This window comes from Bartonella sp. AA83SXKL (assembly GCF_042196965.1).
Classification (GTDB): Bacteria; Pseudomonadota; Alphaproteobacteria; order Rhizobiales; family Rhizobiaceae; genus Bartonella.
The window spans coordinates 123,122-139,590 of the sequence record NZ_JBHIRG010000003.1; the positions used below are offsets into that span (position 1 = coordinate 123,122).

General features: G+C 35.8%; 15 protein-coding genes and 2 tRNA genes. 8 read left to right on the top strand and 9 right to left on the bottom strand.

From position 1 onward, the window contains the following. Positions 1 to 282: 282 nt before the first annotated feature. The 6 genes from purQ to rpe form a co-directional block, all read right to left on the bottom strand. Entirely contained in the window at positions 283 to 954 is a 672-nt protein-coding gene (gene purQ, locus ACFINO_RS02675) for a phosphoribosylformylglycinamidine synthase subunit PurQ (protein WP_375633167.1), read from the bottom strand. An 11-nt stretch (positions 955 to 965) separates the two neighbouring features. Beyond that, positions 966 to 1,205 (bottom strand): phosphoribosylformylglycinamidine synthase subunit PurS, encoded by a 240-nt coding sequence (gene purS / locus ACFINO_RS02680; protein WP_375611546.1) that lies wholly within the window; start codon positions 1,203 to 1,205, stop codon positions 966 to 968. A gap of 78 nt (positions 1,206 to 1,283) precedes the next feature. Further along, positions 1,284 to 2,048, bottom strand: a complete 765-nt coding sequence (purC, locus tag ACFINO_RS02685; RefSeq protein ID WP_273791179.1) for a phosphoribosylaminoimidazolesuccinocarboxamide synthase — start codon at positions 2,046 to 2,048, stop codon at positions 1,284 to 1,286. A gap of 173 nt (positions 2,049 to 2,221) precedes the next feature. After that, positions 2,222 to 2,770 carry an RBBP9/YdeN family alpha/beta hydrolase gene (locus ACFINO_RS02690; protein ID WP_375655008.1) on the bottom strand — a complete coding sequence of 183 codons (549 nt, stop codon included), beginning with the start codon at positions 2,768 to 2,770 and terminating at the stop codon, positions 2,222 to 2,224. Between the two features lie 68 nt (positions 2,771 to 2,838). After that, positions 2,839 to 4,146 carry an adenylosuccinate lyase gene (gene purB / locus ACFINO_RS02695; protein WP_375655022.1) on the bottom strand — a complete coding sequence of 436 codons (1,308 nt, stop codon included), beginning with the start codon at positions 4,144 to 4,146 and terminating at the stop codon, positions 2,839 to 2,841. Then, the gene (gene rpe, locus ACFINO_RS02700) at positions 4,146 to 4,832 is read right to left on the bottom strand and encodes a ribulose-phosphate 3-epimerase (protein ID WP_375633165.1); all 687 of its coding nucleotides are present in this window, start codon (positions 4,830 to 4,832) and stop codon (positions 4,146 to 4,148) included. The genes purB and rpe overlap by 1 nt, the downstream gene beginning before the upstream one ends. Before the next feature lie 146 nt (positions 4,833 to 4,978). Here rpe and ACFINO_RS02705 point away from each other — a divergent pair, with 146 nt between their 5' ends. Next, positions 4,979 to 5,518 (top strand): flavin reductase, encoded by a 540-nt coding sequence (locus ACFINO_RS02705; RefSeq protein ID WP_375606632.1) that lies wholly within the window; start codon positions 4,979 to 4,981, stop codon positions 5,516 to 5,518. 308 nt (positions 5,519 to 5,826) lie between these two features. Next, the gene (gene dksA, locus ACFINO_RS02710; protein ID WP_015856486.1) at positions 5,827 to 6,243 is read left to right on the top strand and encodes an RNA polymerase-binding protein DksA; all 417 of its coding nucleotides are present in this window, start codon (positions 5,827 to 5,829) and stop codon (positions 6,241 to 6,243) included. A 51-nt stretch (positions 6,244 to 6,294) separates the two neighbouring features. Here dksA and ACFINO_RS02715 read toward each other — a convergent pair whose 3' ends face one another. Beyond that, on the bottom strand, positions 6,295 to 6,771 hold the full coding sequence (locus ACFINO_RS02715; RefSeq protein ID WP_375634478.1) for a hypothetical protein: 477 nt from the start codon (positions 6,769 to 6,771) through the stop codon (positions 6,295 to 6,297). Positions 6,772 to 6,990: 219 nt separating this feature from the next. On the opposite strand from ACFINO_RS02715, the gene ACFINO_RS02720 reads away from it, so the two are divergent. Then, on the top strand, positions 6,991 to 9,525 hold the full coding sequence (locus ACFINO_RS02720) for a response regulator (RefSeq protein WP_375655009.1): 2,535 nt from the start codon (positions 6,991 to 6,993) through the stop codon (positions 9,523 to 9,525). Positions 9,526 to 9,804: 279 nt separating this feature from the next. Here ACFINO_RS02720 and purN read toward each other — a convergent pair whose 3' ends face one another. Both purN and purM read right to left on the bottom strand, forming a co-directional pair. Further along, positions 9,805 to 10,416, bottom strand: a complete 612-nt coding sequence (purN, locus tag ACFINO_RS02725) for a phosphoribosylglycinamide formyltransferase (protein WP_375633163.1) — start codon at positions 10,414 to 10,416, stop codon at positions 9,805 to 9,807. Next, complete coding sequence (gene purM, locus ACFINO_RS02730) at positions 10,413 to 11,522, bottom strand: phosphoribosylformylglycinamidine cyclo-ligase (RefSeq protein ID WP_375655010.1); 1,110 nt, start codon at positions 11,520 to 11,522, stop codon at positions 10,413 to 10,415. The genes purN and purM overlap by 4 nt, the downstream gene beginning before the upstream one ends. A gap of 158 nt (positions 11,523 to 11,680) precedes the next feature. Between purM and ACFINO_RS02735 the strand changes: the two genes are divergently transcribed. The 5 genes from ACFINO_RS02735 to ACFINO_RS02755 all read left to right on the top strand — a co-directional run bounded on the left by ACFINO_RS02735 (position 11,681) and on the right by ACFINO_RS02755 (position 14,876). Then, on the top strand, positions 11,681 to 12,892 hold the full coding sequence (locus ACFINO_RS02735) for an AI-2E family transporter (RefSeq protein ID WP_375617797.1): 1,212 nt from the start codon (positions 11,681 to 11,683) through the stop codon (positions 12,890 to 12,892). Then, on the top strand, positions 12,889 to 13,578 hold the full coding sequence (gene hdaA, locus ACFINO_RS02740; RefSeq protein WP_375617798.1) for a DnaA regulatory inactivator HdaA: 690 nt from the start codon (positions 12,889 to 12,891) through the stop codon (positions 13,576 to 13,578). The genes ACFINO_RS02735 and hdaA overlap by 4 nt, the downstream gene beginning before the upstream one ends. 711 nt (positions 13,579 to 14,289) lie before the next feature. Continuing rightward, positions 14,290 to 14,366: transfer RNA gene (locus ACFINO_RS02745), tRNA-Pro, on the top strand. Positions 14,367 to 14,454: 88 nt separating this feature from the next. Then, positions 14,455 to 14,760 (top strand): ETC complex I subunit, encoded by a 306-nt coding sequence (locus ACFINO_RS02750; protein ID WP_375617799.1) that lies wholly within the window; start codon positions 14,455 to 14,457, stop codon positions 14,758 to 14,760. A 39-nt stretch (positions 14,761 to 14,799) separates the two neighbouring features. Beyond that, positions 14,800 to 14,876 (top strand) — tRNA-Arg (locus ACFINO_RS02755). The last annotated feature ends 1,593 nt before the right edge of the window (positions 14,877 to 16,469 follow it).

Here is a 16,469-nt window from a genome sequence, read left to right on the forward strand (position 1 = left end):
TCCGTCAAATTAATCGAAATTTAGTATTTTTATTTTTTTACCTAGCAGCTTATATTATAAACAATAATGTTGTTTAATAATAAAAATATTTATAGACAGTAAGCTAAAGATTTTGTCCGTTTGTTTGGTGGGATTTAAGACTAAAAATGGTCTTAAATAATTATGTGTTTAGAAAATAATATCCATTGTGTTTGTGAAGAGCTTTGTTTATAGATTTATGATGCGAGAAATGGTATAAATCCTTGTTTTTTTAAATTATGGAGCGCGAGTACTTTTGCAGCATTATCCATTTACTAACTCTAAAGCACTTTGAAAAAGTAAACGACCGTCAGTACCTCCGTGGGCGGGTTCAATAAAGTTTTCAGGATGGGGCATCATACCAAGAATATTACCAACTTTATTAACAATACCAGCAATATCTTTCATTGAGCCGTTCGGGTTTGTATTTTCTGCATAGCGAAAAACAATTTGTTCATTGTCTTCCATTTGTTTCAATGTTTCACTATCAACAAAATAATTTCCGTCATGATGGGCAACAGGACAACGAATAATTTGTCCTTTAGAATAATATCGAGAAAATTTTGTCTTGGCGTTAACGACTTCAAGTTTGATTTCACGACAAACAAATTTTAAAGAAGCGTTACGCATTAAAGTACCGGGTAATAATCCTGCTTCCAACAAAATTTGAAATCCATTACAGATACCTATTATTGTCGTACCTTCTTGTGCTTTTTCACGAATGGCTTTTAAGACGGGAGTTCGCGCTCCAATTGCACCACATCTTAAGTAGTCGCCATAGGAAAAACCACCAGGAATAATAATAACATCTACATCTGGAATTGTTGTTTCTGTTTGCCAAATTTTTAGTGGCTCAACTCCCGTTATATGATGTAATGCTGCAATCATATCTCGATCACGATTTAATCCAGGAAGTTGAATGATGGCAGTTTTCATGAGCGTTTCACTTACAGAAGTTCGATTGTATAATTTTCAATGACAGTATTTGCGAGTAACTCTTCACACATTTGTTCAAGTTTTTTCTTTGCAGTTTCAGAAGGTAGATCATCAAGAACAATATCAAAAACCTTTCCTTGACGAATAGATTGAATGCCTTCGAAAGCCAAACTTTTTAAAGCACCGACAATCGCTTCTCCTTGTGGATCAAGAACGCTTTCTCTTAAAGTAACTGTAATGCGTGCTTTCATTTTTTGCTTCCTGCTTTTTAAAAGAACCTCTCCTTTGAAGAGGGGTGTTTGTATAAGGTGATGTTTTTTACCTTGTTTTTACTTTACGAGAACGGGACCACTTGGTCGTGTTGGTTCGTTTTCATTCATAATACCAAGACGTTTGGCAACTTCTTGATAGGCATTAATAAGCCCTCCCATATCACGACGAAAACGGTCTTTATCCATTTTTTCTTGTGTGTGCATATCCCATAGTCGCGCAGAATCAGGAGAGATTTCATCAGCAAGAACAATGCGCATTGTTTCATCTTCCCACAGGCGACCAAATTCCATTTTAAAATCAATTAATTGGATGTTAACACCGGCAAAAAGCCCAGAAAGAAAATCATTAATACGAATTGAAAGTTGCATGATATCTTCTATCTCTTGTGGGACAGCCCACCCAAAAGCTGTGATATGTTCTTCCGTTACCATAGGATCATCGAGAGAATCATTTTTATAGTAGAATTCAATGATGGATTGCGGAAGCGGGGTTCCTTCTTCCAGTCCTAAACGCTTAGCAAGAGAGCCGGCAGCAACATTGCGAACAACAACTTCCAACGGAATGATTTCCACCGCTTTAATAAGCTGTTCGCGCATGTTTATACGTTTGATAAAATGTGTTGGGATGCCCAAACGTCCAAGATGGCTAAAAATATGTTCCGAAATTCGGTTGTTTAAAACCCCCTTTCCGTCGATAATTTCATGTTTTTTTGCATTAAAGGCAGTTGCATCATCTTTAAAAAATTGAATATAAGTCCCTGGTTCAGGTCCTTCATATAAAATTTTAGCCTTGCCTTCATAAATACGGTGGCGACGATTCATCATGATTCTCTATTTATCTTGAGAGGTTTTTAATAACATTGATAAATGATACTATCCTAATTGATAGAATTTCTCAATGATATTGCTATGATACTTTTATAATTTTTATCATTACACGTTTATCCAAAGGTGAAGATACATAAGCGATGAGAAAGAAGATCACCTCTTTTGGATCAAATTTTTGCAAGAAAGTGAGAGAGGACCATAAGCCCTTCAGGCCAAGGTCCGTGTCCGGATTCTGCGTTAATATGGCCAGAATACCCAGCATCAACAAAGAGTGATCCCCAATCATTGGCAATTTTTTCTGCTACTGAAAATTGACAAAACTCATCGTTGCGACTGGCTATGACAATAGAAGGAAAAGGAAGCTTTTGGCGATGATAGGGGCCAAATGTCATTAAATGTTTGGGACGTATTTTTTCATTGGCGACATCTGGAGGGGCAACAAAGAAAGCGCCACAAATTTTTTCTGTATTGTGTACAGTTGCATGAATAACACTGGGAACTCCTAATGAATGAGCAATAAGCATAACAGGTCTTTGAGCTTTTGCGATGGCGGTTTTAACTTTGTTAACCCACTCTTCACAAACAGGCTTTGACCACTGGAGTTGTTCAATGCGGCGGGCTGTCGACAATTTTTTTTCCCAGCGTGTTTGCCAATGATCTGGACCAGATCCTTTGTAGCCAGGAACAATAAGAATATCGAGTTGATTTGCTTTCATGAATTGTTTTCTTTGTTACAACAGATTTTTGATCATAGGTGGAATGGATTTTGGTTTTCTATGTCGCTTTATTGTTCTTCAAAAACACGTTTAAAAATCGTATTGATATGTTTGGTGTGGTAAGAAAGATCAAATTTTTCGCGAAGTTCTTCTTCACTTAAAGCTTTTGTAACATCTTTATCGTTGAGGAGTTCTTCTAAAAAATCTTTTCCTTGTTCCCAAACTTTCATCGCATTTCGTTGTACAATCCGATAAGAATCTTCACGACTAATCCCTGCTTGTGTGAGTGCTAAAAGAACCCGTTGTGAGTGAACAAGACCGCGGAATTTATTGAGATTTTTTTGCATATTTTCTGGATAGACAATGAGATTTTCAATGACAGATGTGAGGCGAGAAAGAGCAAAATCAAGTGTAATAGTCGCATCTGGAGCAATATAACGCTCAACAGATGAATGGGAAATATCACGTTCATGCCAAAGAGCTACATTTTCCATGGCTGGGAGTGCAAATGCACGTACCATACGGGCTAATCCAGTTAAATTTTCTGTTAAAACTGGATTACGTTTATGAGGCATTGCCGATGAACCTTTTTGCCCAGGTGAGAAATGTTCCTCTGCTTCAAGAACTTCTGTTCGTTGTAAATGGCGTATTTCTATTGCTAGCCTTTCAATAGAGGAAGCAATAACACCAAGTGTTGCAAAAAACATAGCATGACGATCTCTTGGTATTACTTGGGTGGAAACCGGTTCAGCACGCATCCTCAAGGCTTTTGCTACATGTGCTTCAACGCGTGGATCGATATTTGCAAAAGTTCCTACAGCTCCTGAAATCGCGCAAGTAGAAATTTCTTCTCGTGCGGCAAGAAGACGTTTGCGACAACGGGAAAATTCAGCGTATGCAAGAGCAAACTTGATTCCAAATGTTGTCGGTTCGGCATGAATGCCATGACTCCGCCCAATGGTGATTGTCTCTTTATGCTCAAAAGCCCGTCTTTTTAATGCTTCAAGAAGTTGATCTATATCCTCTAGCAAAATATCACTCGCACGCATCAATTGAATGTTCAGCGTTGTATCGAGAACATCAGATGATGTCATGCCTTGGTGGATAAAACGTGCTTCTGGTCCAATGAATTCAGCTAGGTGGGTTAGAAATGCGATAACATCATGTTTGGTAATTGCTTCAATTTCATCAATGCGATTGATATCAAATTTAGCTGCTGCCCCTTTTCCCCAAATGACTTTGGCGGCTTCTTTCGGAATAATCCCTAATTGAGCAAGGGCATCACAGGCATGGGCTTCAATTTCAAACCAAATACGATATTTTGTTTCAGGAGACCAAATTGTTACCATTGCAGGGCGGGAATAACGTGCGATCATCATTTTTTTCCTTGTTGTGAGAGGATTGCGGCTTGCCGCAATGCATTAATACGTGTTTTGTAAAGCTCTTTATTTCCATCTTTATAAATTGCAGAGCCTGCGACAAATACATTTGCACCAGCTTTTGCAGCTATCCCAATTGTATCAACGGTGATACCACCATCAACTTCAAGATCAATAGGGCGGTTTGCAATCATGCTTTTAACGCGCTTAATTTTATCTTTTATTTCTGGAATAAAACTTTGTCCACCAAAACCGGGATTGACCGTCATGATGAGAATGAGATCTAATTGATCAAGCAAATATTCAAGGATATGTTCAGGGGTGCTTGGATTGAGTGCGATTCCTGCTTTTTTCCCCATTTTTTTGATTGTTTGTAATGAACGATGAAGATGTGGACCTGCTTCAGCATGAATAGTTATAATATCTGAACCTGCTTTTGCAAAAGCTTCTAAATAAGGGTCTACTGGTGCGATCATCAGGTGGACATCAAATATTGCTTTTGTTAATGGGCGCAGAGCTTTGACAATTTCAGGACCAAAGGTGATGTTAGGAACAAAGTGCCCATCCATAATATCAAGATGAAGCCAATCTGCACCAGCATCAACAACATCTAACATTTCTTGTCCAAGTTTAGAAAAATCAGAAGCCAAGAGAGAAGGCGAAATGAGATGTGCATGGGGCATTAAAATCTCCTTAGATTGGCAGTTTTTATCATATCGCTGTGTATACACAAATATTTTTTGTGTTATGACGGAAAAGAAAAAATATGTATTATAGGTCTTTTTATGGAAAGATTGCTTAAAATTTTAAAGCTTTATAAGTGAAAGATATGTCGAATCATAAAACATATTTGATGCCTGAACTTCAACATAAACATACTATTGCGGTTTCTTCCCAAGAATATCGAGATGCCATGAGTCTTTTTGCAGGAGCTGTGCATATTGTGACAACAAATGGTATTAAGGGAAGACGTGGGGTGACTGTTTCGGCGTGTTGTTCTTTATCTGATAATCCTCCAACCCTTCTTGTTTGTCTCATGCGTCATAATTTAAAGAATCAGGTGTTTATGGAGAATGGAAATTTTTGTGTTAATAGCTTGGCAGGAAAACATCGCTCATTAGCGGATGTTTTTTCGAGGCGTTGCAATTCTACACAAAATGAGCGTTTTGATGTTGCTCAATGGGGAGCTTTGCAAACGGGGGCGCCCAGTCTTTCAGACGCTCTAGCGTCGTTTGATTGTCGTTTGATTTGTTGGCACGAACACGCAACTCATTGTGTTTTGATTGGTGAGGTTGTTGCAATTAACTGTAATAAAGAAAAAGATGCTTTGATGTATTTGAAACGTGAATATCACACTTTGCCTTTATAAAGATTTTATTTTTTTGCATTGATGAAATGATTTATTGTTGCTTCATTTAGATTTTAAACAATGTAGAGAGTAGGGGAGGGATGGCTCTGATATCTGATTTCCTTCTTTTTAAGGTTTTTCAATAAGCGAGAAAAATGATTCTGGATGAGATTTGATCAAGAATCCAATCTACATAAAAAAGCGATCAAACCTAAACAGTGCATTTAGATATATTCGTCGATTGTTATGAAAAAACATTTTACTCTTGTGTTGATGGGTATTGCACAATATATAGACCGCACATAGCATATGTGGAGGTTTTTTATTGCATGAGCGAAGAGATTGATGGTCAATATCGCCCTAGTGAAGATGAGCCTTTTATGAATGAGCGGCAAAAGGCGTATTTTCGTGCTAAATTGGTTTCTTGGAAGAATGATATATTAAAAGAAGCTCGTGAGACTTTGGAAAATTTGCAGGAAGAGAATGTTGGTCAGCCCGATTTGACTGATCGGGCTTCTTGTGAAACTGATCGTACAATCGAATTACGTGCTCGTGATCGTCAGAGGAAACTTATTTCAAAAATAGATGCTGCTTTAGAGCGCATTGATAATGGGACATACGGTTTTTGTGAAGAAACCGGCGAACCCATTAGTATAAAGCGTCTCGAGGCTCGGCCGATAGCCGTTTTGTCATTGGAAGCGCAAGAACGTCATGAACGACGTGAAAGAGTTTATCGCGATGATTAAGGTTATTGAGATGATAAACAAACGAAATTCGTGGTGATAAAATTGTATATTTTATTTTTGAGGGGTAGGAATGAATAAAGATGGTTCTTGCCGCCCCTCAATTTCGGCGGTGATGGCTGAATCTTTTACTGCTTGATTCGTAAAAGGAGAGGGACTTTTATCCGATATATCGTTTCTTTCTGGAAGGGCGGAATTTAGATGTGTGTGTGTTTCTCTTTTTTGTATTTTTGATGTACCAGTAATATCAGATTCTACAACCACATCTGTTAATCCGCCAATAAGGAGCAAATGTTCTTTATTATCGCAACGGACTAAAACAAGGCGGCGTGCCCGATCTATAGAAATTACTTCACATAATGCTAATCGTGATAGACTTTTTTTTCTATTAATGCTGTATCTTCCCGTACCTAAGCGACGTAAAAACACGATAATTACGGTAATAGCTGCGATTGTTATTATAAAAAGCAAAAAGCTTATCGTTATGTTTGCAGCAGATACACCTATTTGCTCTGATAACCAGATATACATAGATTTTCTCCCATTTTGGATGGAAATATTATTTTTTATTGAGATAAATTTATAAACATACCCTCAAAAGGTTCACTTATAATGGTAAGAAATAAACTTTTGAATATTAAGCGAGCTTATCTTAGATAATATCATAGTATATACTTTATAACAACATAACAACGAATATAAAGGAAGTTTTGTGACATAAGAAATAGCTATAAGCTAAGGCAAAGAGAGATGGATAAAGATTTTGAGAATAATGAAAGATCAGCGTCTTCGTTTCATCGGAGAGTTGTGATTTTTGGTGTTGTTTTTGTATTAGGTTTTCTTTTCATTGTGGGTATTTTAGGTTTTTTTTATACACAAAACTATTTGCAACAGGCGATATCAATATCTTTTTTGATTCTAGCAATGATCGGTGTTGCAACACTCGTTTTGTGTGGAATGGGAATTTTAAGATATCATGTGTGGTCGCATGAAGATTTTGATTTTAGCATCTTTAATAGGAGCGATGATACAATTGTAATCTCTGATCTTTCTGGTTTTGTTTATTATTCTAATAAAAACTATCGAAAAATTCTGACCTATAAGCCTGAAGTGTCTTGTTATAGGGTTATTGCGGATCTTCCAGGAGCTGATGCACTCTCGTACCGCTTAAAGGTTGCAGCCTGTAATAATCTTGCAGCGCAAGAGGAATTAAGAGTAGAACAGCCAATTTTTACTGATTCTACACCAAAAAAATCTGTTTGGTATAATATTTCCGTTCAACCTATCACAAAACAGAAAAAAAAGCTTTTATTTTGGCGTATTACTGATATTTCGCACTTACAACAAACGCGAGAAGTTTTTTTCTCGAACCTTCAAGAGGCTATCAATCACTTGGATCAAGCTTCTATTGGTTTTGTATCCGTTAATAGACAAGGAACTATTCTTTATGCCAATGCGCCTTTTGCAGAATGGTTCTCAATTGATTTAGCGAATTTCTCAATTGGTCAACATAATTTTGATTCGTTATTTGATAGCGTTGGCGCTAAGAGCTCATGGAGTGATATCTGTTTGCAAACCAACAGATATCAAAGTTCAGGTTACTCTTTACCTTATAGGTTTTCGTTATGTTTAAATTCACACACGACTTGTGAGAAAATATTCCATTGTCTTATATCTGTTTCTTCTCTCTTAGAAGAGGAGGCCATTTATCGTATTGTGATCATTCCACAACAAATACAAAAAGAAGAAGATGATCAATTAAAATTACCCAGTATATTAGGAGAATATTTTGATGCTAGTCCTTTTGCAATAGCTGTGGTGGATCATGCAGGGCAATTGGTTCATATGAATAAAGCTTTTTCATCACTTACGGGATGTATGGACAAAGCTGTCAATTTTTATGATGTTATTTCTCGTCGTGATTGTGTGCAGTTAGAGCGTTCTTTTCAGAGAATTGCGACAAATAAAAATTATTTTGTTTCTCTAGAAACTGTTTTAGAAAAAAATGAAGAATGCCATTTACGGCTCCATATTATGTCTGTACCGCCCTATCACGGTGATGCATTGCAAGATTTGCTTATTATCTCTGTGATTGAAACAACCGAACAAAAAACTCTTGAAGATAAAATGATGCAAAGTCAGAAGATGCAAGCTGTAGGACAATTGGCTGGCGGCATTGCTCATGATTTTAATAATGTTTTAACAGCAATTTTAATGTCGTGTGATCTTCTTTTAAATACGCATCGTAGTTCTGATCCTGCTCATGCTGATCTGATCAATATTAAAAACAATGCTAATCGTGCAGCTGCTCTTGTCCAGCAATTATTAGCTTTTTCTAGAAAGCAAACACTTCGACCTGAAGAAGTTGATTTTACTGAATTTTTATCAGATATCCGCAATCTTATTTTACCACTTTTGGGGAATAATATTCAGTTAAAAATTATCCATGGAAGAGATTTGTGGAGCGTTGAAGTTGATCAAGCATCTTTTCAGCGTGTTATTATGAATTTGGTTATTAATGCGCGTGATGCCATGTTAGATGGAGGTATTGTTACGATTGCGACAAATAATATTACAAAGCAACAAAGTGCTGAACTTAATCATCTTGGATTAGCAATTGGCGAGTATGTGCAATTGACTATTTCAGATACAGGGGCTGGTATATCTGCTGCTATACAAGAAAAAATGTTTGAGCCATTTTTTACAACAAAAGAAGTTGGAAAAGGAACAGGACTTGGTTTATCAATGGTTTATGGAATTATCAAGCAGAGCGGTGGGTATATTTATTGTGAAAGTAAAGAAGGTGAAGGAGCAACATTTCATATTTTTCTTCCCCGTTATATCCCCAATATAAAAGGAGAAATTTCTCAAAAGATTGAAAAAGATGAAGAGAAAGATAAAAATATAGACTTAACAGGATCTGCGACTGTTTTATTGGTTGAAGATGAAGATGCGGTCAGAATGGGGGGGGTAAGAGCTCTTCAAATGAGAGGATATACGGTTTTAGAGGCAGCAAGTGGGGTGGAAGCACTCTCTATTCTTGAGGAACAAAAAGGAGATGTTGATATTATTGTTTCCGATGTGGTGATGCCAGAAATGGATGGACCCACTTTATTGAAGGAAGTCCGTAAAAACTATCCTGGTATCAAATTTCTTTTCGTTTCTGGATATGCAAAAGATGCTTTTACTAAAAATCTTCCACAAGATGCTGTTTTTGGTTTTTTATCTAAACCTTTTACACTCAAACAGTTAGCTCTAACAGTTAAAGAAACACTTTCGTCATGAGCAAAAAATTATGCAATAGAAAATTGCGTATTTTAAGATTTTTTAGGCGAAATACGAGAGTATTTTGATAAATAGTGTTTATGATAATGTCATAGAACTGAATAAAGAAGAATTTTGAAAATGAACTAAAATTCAAAAACACCACATATTTTGTGCAAAAATTTATGAAGAGATGGACTCTATTATGTCAACATTTCATAGAGATTTTCAATTGTAGAAACTGAGCAAAAACTATGTGTAAAGCATTGAAATATGCTGATTAATAGATTGTTGATACACTCAAAAAGATAAAAGCTGTTGTTGCGTATCTATCATTTTGCTCTTTCCTTCAATAAATGCTTTTAAAGCTTCGGGGTAGAGTTTATGCTCTACTTTAAGAACTCTTTGTGCTAAGCACTCAGCAGTATCATGGGGATAGACTGGAACGGCTGCTTGGGCAAGGATTTTTCCTGCATCCATGTCTTCTGTAACAAGATGAACAGTGCAACCCGTGATTTTTACACCTGCTTGTAAAGCTTTTTCATGTGTGTTTAAGCCTTTAAATGAAGGCAAAAGAGAAGGATGAATGTTTAAAATTCGTCCTTCATAAAGTTTTACAAAACGTGGTGAGATAAGACGCATATACCCTGCAAAGCAGAGAAAATCCGGTTTATATTGATCTAAAATCGTAAAAATATTTTCTTCATGCTCTTCTTTTGTTTTGTAAATTTTACGATCAACAATATGAATAGGTAAGTTATGGTTTTGCGCCTTTTCAATACCGTTTGCGCGCGGATTATCGCAAATAACCGCGACGATTTCAGCAGGATATTCTTTTTGTTGACTAGCTTGAGCAAGGGCGACCATATTGGACCCATTACCAGAAATAAAAACGACAATTTTTTTTTTCATAAATGCAGTACCCCTTTATAAAGTATTCCTTTATTTTGATCTTGGCATTTTGTTAAAATGCCAAGGGGAGTTACAGTTTCTCCTTTTCTTTCAAGAGCTTGTGTAATTGTTTCAGCTGCATGCTGTGCTACGATAATGATCATGCCAATACCACAATTGAATGTTCTTAACATTTCTCTTTCTTCTATTTTACCTTGTTTGGCAATCCATGAAAATACTGCTGGAACATTGATGGTAGAAAGATTAATTTCAGCGCAGAGAGAAGATGGAAGGACACGTGGAATATTTTCAGGAAAGCCTCCACCCGTAATATGAGCAAGAGCTTTAATCCCTTCATATTTTCGCATGATGGGAAGAAGCGATTTTACATAAATGCGTGTTGGTGTAAGAAGTGCTATACCAAGGCTGTTTTCGGGGGAAAAAGGGGCAGGGTTATTCCATTTGAGATAATTTTTCTGGATGATTCGTCGAACAAGCGAAAAGCCATTGGAATGAATTCCAGAGGAGCTTAGACCTAATATAACATCACCTTCTATCAAATCTTTTGAAGGGAGTAGCTTGCTGCGTTCGCATGCTCCTACAGCAAAACCGGCTAGATCATAATCTCCCTCTGCATACATTCCTGGCATTTCTGCAGTTTCTCCTCCAATAAGAGCAGCACCGGCTTGTTTACATCCTTCTGCAATACCAGAAACAATCGCAGCACCTTGTTCAGGGTCGAGCTTTCCAGTTGCAAAATAATCCAGAAAAAAGAGAGGTTCAGCTCCTTGTACGAGTAAATCATTGACACACATAGCTACAAGGTCAATACCTACAGTGTTATGGTGCCCCACTTCAATGGCAATTTTTAATTTTGTTCCCACACCATCATTGGCTGCTACTAGGATAGGATCTGTAAAGCCAGCTGCTTTTAAATCAAAAAGGCCACCAAACCCGCCAATTTCTGCATCTGCTCCGGCTCGTTTTGTCGCGCGTATAAAGGGTTTAATTTTTTCTACCATAGCATTACCCATATCGATGTTTACACCGGCTTTTGCGTAGGTAAGACCAGCTTTGGATTTATCCCCAGCCTTGGATTTATTATTTGTAAGATCTTGATTGCTCATTGGAGCCTTCCTTTAATGGAAAATCAGGTTTTGATATTATGCAATGCCATGATAGAGTTCTCTCTGCAAGAGATATTGATAAGAAAATAAGCAACTTTTCTTGTACCTTATTTTGAAGTTGTTTATAATTTTTTGTGAAGATTTTTTTAGGATATTTTATGAGCAAGATATCAGATAATCACGAACAGTCTTCTTGGCAACTTATGAGAAAGAAAGTGAGTGAGAATACATCTCGTGATCGTTATAAGACTTATGTGCCAGCGTATACTCAATTACCGTTGCCGAATAATATGAAAAGACAAATCTTTTTTTGGCTTGGTACGCTGATTTTTTTCATTCTTTTTATGTTTGTTTTTGGATCGATTTTGCTTCCTTTTGTGGCAGGGATTGTGTTGGCTTATTTTCTCAATCCCATTGTTCAATTACTTGAAAAATTTGGTATTCGTCGTGTGTTTGGGACTGTCCTTATTACCTTATTTATTGTTATTACCTTTGTTGCTGCTTTAGTTATTTTGATTCCTGTTATTAGTTGGCAAATACAGCAATTTATGAGTGATGGTTTACCTGTTTATATTAATCGTATTCAAACCTTTTTTGTTGAGCATGATTTTGATTGGTTAAGGCGCTATTTTGGAAGTGATCCAAATGAATTACGGAATAATATTAAAGGATTTTTGGGCGAAGGTTCGGATTTTATTACGTCTCTTTTGAATTCACTTTTAAAGTCAGGAAAGTCAATCGTTAATATCGTTAGCCTATTTGTTGTGGCACCTGTGGTGGCATTTTATATGTTATTAGATTGGCCACGTATGGTAACAGCAATCGATTCGTTAATACCGCGTGATCATCTTGAAACCGTCCGTAGTATTTTTCATGAAATGGATAGAGCTATTGCAGGCTTTGTTCGTGGACAAGGAACAGTTTGTCTCATATTGGGAGGCTATTATGCTATTGGTTTAACGATTGCAGGACTCAATTTTAGTCTTTTGATTGGTATGTTTATTGGTCTTATTAGCTTTATTCCTTATATCGGCACAATGAGTGGTTTGGTCCTTTCTGTTGGTATTGCATGGGTCCAGTTTTATCCCAATAATTGGGGGGGAATCATTGTTGTGATGGCACTTTTTTTAATTGGTCAATTTATTGAAGGTTATATTCTTCAACCCAAGCTTGTAGGTTCATCAGTGGGATTACATCCTGTATGGTTGATGTTTTCACTTTTTGCTTTTTCTTCACTCTTTGGTTTTACTGGTATGCTTGTTGCTGTTCCTGCGGCAGCGGCTGTTGGCGTTTTAGTTCGTTTTGCTCTTCATACTTATCTGAGTTCTCAGATGTATTCGCGAAGCGGAAATTCGGAGCCGCTAAAATGAATGGGCGTGAAACGCAATTATCTTTAAATTTTCCTTATGATCCGATTTTTCAATTTGAGGATTTAGTGGTAACGGAAAGCAATCGTATGGCTTTTCAGCTTATTGATCACTGGCCCAATTGGAGCTTACCTATTGCAGTTTTGGTTGGTAAAGAAGGATCTGGAAAAACGCATTTTTCTAATATATGGCTCCAAAAAGCAGATGCTTTCAGGATTCAGCACAATGAACTTGATCAGGCTGTTACTATGGCTTCTTTAGGCAGATCATTTTTAATAGAGGATATTGATACAGGTGAAATCAATGAGACAGAACTTTTTCATTTAATTAACAGTATTAAGCAAGCAAATCTTGATGCACGACAAGCTACTTTATTGATGACGGCACAAACACTTCCTTCCGCTTGGAATTTAATGTTAAATGATCTAAAAAGTCGCCTTAATTCGGTGATGTTCGTTGAAATTAATCAGCCTGATGATGCATTGTTAACAGCTGTTGCATTTAAGCTTTTTTCCGATAGGCAACTTATTGTACATCCAGATACGGTTTATTATCTTGTAAGCCGTTGTGAACGTTCTTTATTTTCATTGAAGCGTGTTATTGATTCTGTTGATCAGTTGGCATTACAAAGAAAAAGAAAAATAACACGTGCTGTTATTGCTGAAGTTTTAAATAGAAGAAATCCGTAAATACTCCTTATCATGGCTTACTTATTCTGTCCTTCTATTATCGTTTCAATATGTGGAAGACAAGTCATTTAAATTTTTTTCTTTTTGGATATCTATATAAGAGTAAAAAATAGTATTTTTTACTCTTATCGTGTTTTTATTTTAAATAGCTTTGAGATTTTATTGTATGATGTTGAATTCTTACCATCTTCGTATTTGAAAATTTTTCTAAAAAGAGCGCTGTATTTTATTTATAATAAAACCTTTGTGCTTTGAAAAAATGTTTGTTGTTTATGGATTTGGATTGTAGAAGATTCTAGAATTTTTAATAAAAGAGTCTTTGGGAAGATAGAAAAAGAGGGGAAAAAAGCTTAATACAGCTGAATTTTTTGGCTTATGTTCTCTTTGGGAAAGTTTTTCTATAATATTTAAGTCATTTTTTTCTAAAATTGTATCTGTGGAATGTGTTTTGATACAATGAGAGCTTGCTTAAAACAGGATAAAAATTATGAAATCCTTATAGAGAAATTCGTTATTTTTTAATATAGATTGGATTTTCTTACGGAAGTTATTTTCTACTATTTGTCAATAAATTTGTTATTGAGTAGAGGGAAAAATTAAAAAATGTGCTTTTTTGTAAAGAAATACAACAAAATTAAAAAAAAGTGTGTTTTTCTCTTGCACTTCTGTTGTGAAAATTTTAGGAAATGTGCATCAAGTAAATGTAAATGGCGGAGCGTAGCGCAGCCTGGTAGCGCACCTGATTTGGGATCAGGGGGTCGTAGGTTCGAATCCTATCGCTCCGACCATATTTGATTGAGTGTGTGAGAATGACCCAATTGGGTACGTGTGGTGAAAACTATCATCCAAGCGTTGTGTAATCTGAAGGAAAAAGGCATGATCGCACGTATTTATAGTCCTGCTAAGACAGCTATGCAGTCAGGTAAGGGGAATACAGGTTTTTGGATTCTAGAGTATGAGCCAATGAAAGCAAAAATGCTTGAACCTCTTATGGGCTACACAGCAACGTCTGATATGAATAATCAGGTAAGGATTCGATTTAATAGGAAGGAAGAAGCGATTGCTTTTGCACGTAAGAATGCTATCTCTTACCGTGTAGAAAAGAAACATACATCGATTCGACGTGCTATTTCTTATTCTGATAATTTTCGCAGTGATCGGCAGCATTCTTGGACACATTGAATTGAAGATGCTATTTTGAATTGAGAAAATAATCAGTTGGGTCCCGTAGCTCAGCTGGATAGAGCAACGGCCTTCTAAGCCGTGGGTCACAGGTTCGAATCCTGTCGGGATCACCATGTTTAAATGATATTTATAGGCTATAAAAAGTTAGAGAGTTTTCCTTTTATTCTATTAGCTTATTTTTCTGTATAATCCCGAATCTTTTTGATGTTTTTTGGTTTATTTTGTTGCTAAACGTTTTCTGTTGACTGTTTTAGTATAAAATGATGCTGTTTTCTCTTTTTTCAGTAAAAATTGCTTTTGATTGCTGAAACTTTAGCATTGCATATTCTTGCCGAGTGTTGCTACTATATCACATGCTTTAGGAAACAGATTACAAAAACTCTTTTTTATGAGCTTCTTTTCATCTTTCTGAAAATGAATATTTTATTTCTTAGATTAGATTTAAGCATTGCGGCTAATGCTGGTGAAATTGCCCAAAAACATCTATTGTGATTTTTTTATTTTTTATGAATAATATTATTACGTTTTTTAGCATGATCTTTGGTAAGATCGATTTTGATTAGATACAAGGCATGATGGATTCGATTTAGAACAGTTTATGAAACATTGAAGAATAAAAACGATATCTGTTTATGATGAGAATTTACAGATGGCACAAGAGGTGGAAAATATCTTCTTGTCTTGGAAGCTGTGATTCATAACGAATTACTTCTTTATAGTTTTTTCGTATAAAAAGATGTTATATGTGCCGTCCAGATAAGATATTGTTTTTTTCAATGAGAGACACTTGCGGACAATTTGATTTAACATGATTGTCACTGTTTCTCAGGTAGGGTTATAGGTTTCATCAATGTTTAGGTTTTCTTAGTCTTATAGGTTTAAGAATGTATACTGTATATTTATATGAATGAAGATAGATTGTATCTTAGAGTTAAATTTTAGATTTCATATTTACATTTTCAAATGTTTTTTCTTATTTCTTTATAGTTTGTACATCATGTTAGAAGTATTTTAATATTGGATAACAATCACATTAAAATGTTATACAGATGAGCTCTGAAGATCTAAACTCACACGGTTCAAGGTGATCATTATTTCAATAGGAATACAGTGTGAGGAGAATGCCATTTTACAGGCTTTGTTTTAAGAGATATCTCTTAAAGCTCACTTCACTCTGGCGCTCGTGAATGGTACAATGATAAATCCATTGAGCTCCATCATCTTTACACTTATGAAGAAATAAGCTGACATTATCATACACTTTGCCTATTTGTCAGCCTCCGATGTTGCAATAGATCTCAGCACTTGAGGCATTTATCGGCATTTTTGTGCTTTTTTATACAATTTTTACTTAATACTAATTCCTCTTATGACGTGTAAGAGAGACGGTTTTGTTTGATTCAATATAAATAGGTTTGAAATGAGAAAACATTACGATATTCGGATTTCTCATTCAACATGGCAAACAATAAAACATGATTATAAATCAATGTATTTTTAGAATGAAAAAATTTGCTTTTACCGTGTTTTTTACTCTTTTTAATATTTTATTATAATCTGTAATTGGTAAACTCAAAATACAGCTCTAAGGTTAAGTGTTTTATATCTATCGAAGTGACTGTTGTTATATCTAACTGTTTAGACAACAAGTGTATACCAATAGACATGAAAGAATTAAGAAAAACAGAGGATAGATCAGGAAATAA

Bases quoted from the DNA above. Each gene is read 5' to 3' on its own strand.
- purQ (WP_375633167.1), bottom strand. From the start codon at position 954: ATGAAAACTGCCATCATTCAACTTCCTGGATTAAATCGTGATCGAGAT.
- purC (WP_273791179.1), bottom strand. From the start codon at position 2,048: ATGAATCGTCGCCACCGTATTTATGAAGGCAAGGCTAAAATTTTATAT.
- purN (WP_375633163.1), bottom strand. From the start codon at position 10,416: ATGAAAAAAAAAATTGTCGTTTTTATTTCTGGTAATGGGTCCAATATG.
- ACFINO_RS02750 (WP_375617799.1), top strand. From the start codon at position 14,455: ATGATCGCACGTATTTATAGTCCTGCTAAGACAGCTATGCAGTCAGGT.
- purM (WP_375655010.1), bottom strand. From the start codon at position 11,522: ATGAGCAATCAAGATCTTACAAATAATAAATCCAAGGCTGGGGATAAA.
- hdaA (WP_375617798.1), top strand. From the start codon at position 12,889: ATGAATGGGCGTGAAACGCAATTATCTTTAAATTTTCCTTATGATCCG.
- purB (WP_375655022.1), bottom strand. From the start codon at position 4,146: ATGATCGCACGTTATTCCCGCCCTGCAATGGTAACAATTTGGTCTCCT.
- purS (WP_375611546.1), bottom strand. From the start codon at position 1,205: ATGAAAGCACGCATTACAGTTACTTTAAGAGAAAGCGTTCTTGATCCA.
- ACFINO_RS02705 (WP_375606632.1), top strand. From the start codon at position 4,979: ATGTCGAATCATAAAACATATTTGATGCCTGAACTTCAACATAAACAT.
- rpe (WP_375633165.1), bottom strand. From the start codon at position 4,832: ATGCCCCATGCACATCTCATTTCGCCTTCTCTCTTGGCTTCTGATTTT.
- dksA (WP_015856486.1), top strand. From the start codon at position 5,827: ATGAGCGAAGAGATTGATGGTCAATATCGCCCTAGTGAAGATGAGCCT.
- ACFINO_RS02690 (WP_375655008.1), bottom strand. From the start codon at position 2,770: ATGAAAGCAAATCAACTCGATATTCTTATTGTTCCTGGCTACAAAGGA.
- ACFINO_RS02715 (WP_375634478.1), bottom strand. From the start codon at position 6,771: ATGTATATCTGGTTATCAGAGCAAATAGGTGTATCTGCTGCAAACATA.
- ACFINO_RS02720 (WP_375655009.1), top strand. From the start codon at position 6,991: ATGGATAAAGATTTTGAGAATAATGAAAGATCAGCGTCTTCGTTTCAT.
- ACFINO_RS02735 (WP_375617797.1), top strand. From the start codon at position 11,681: ATGAGCAAGATATCAGATAATCACGAACAGTCTTCTTGGCAACTTATG.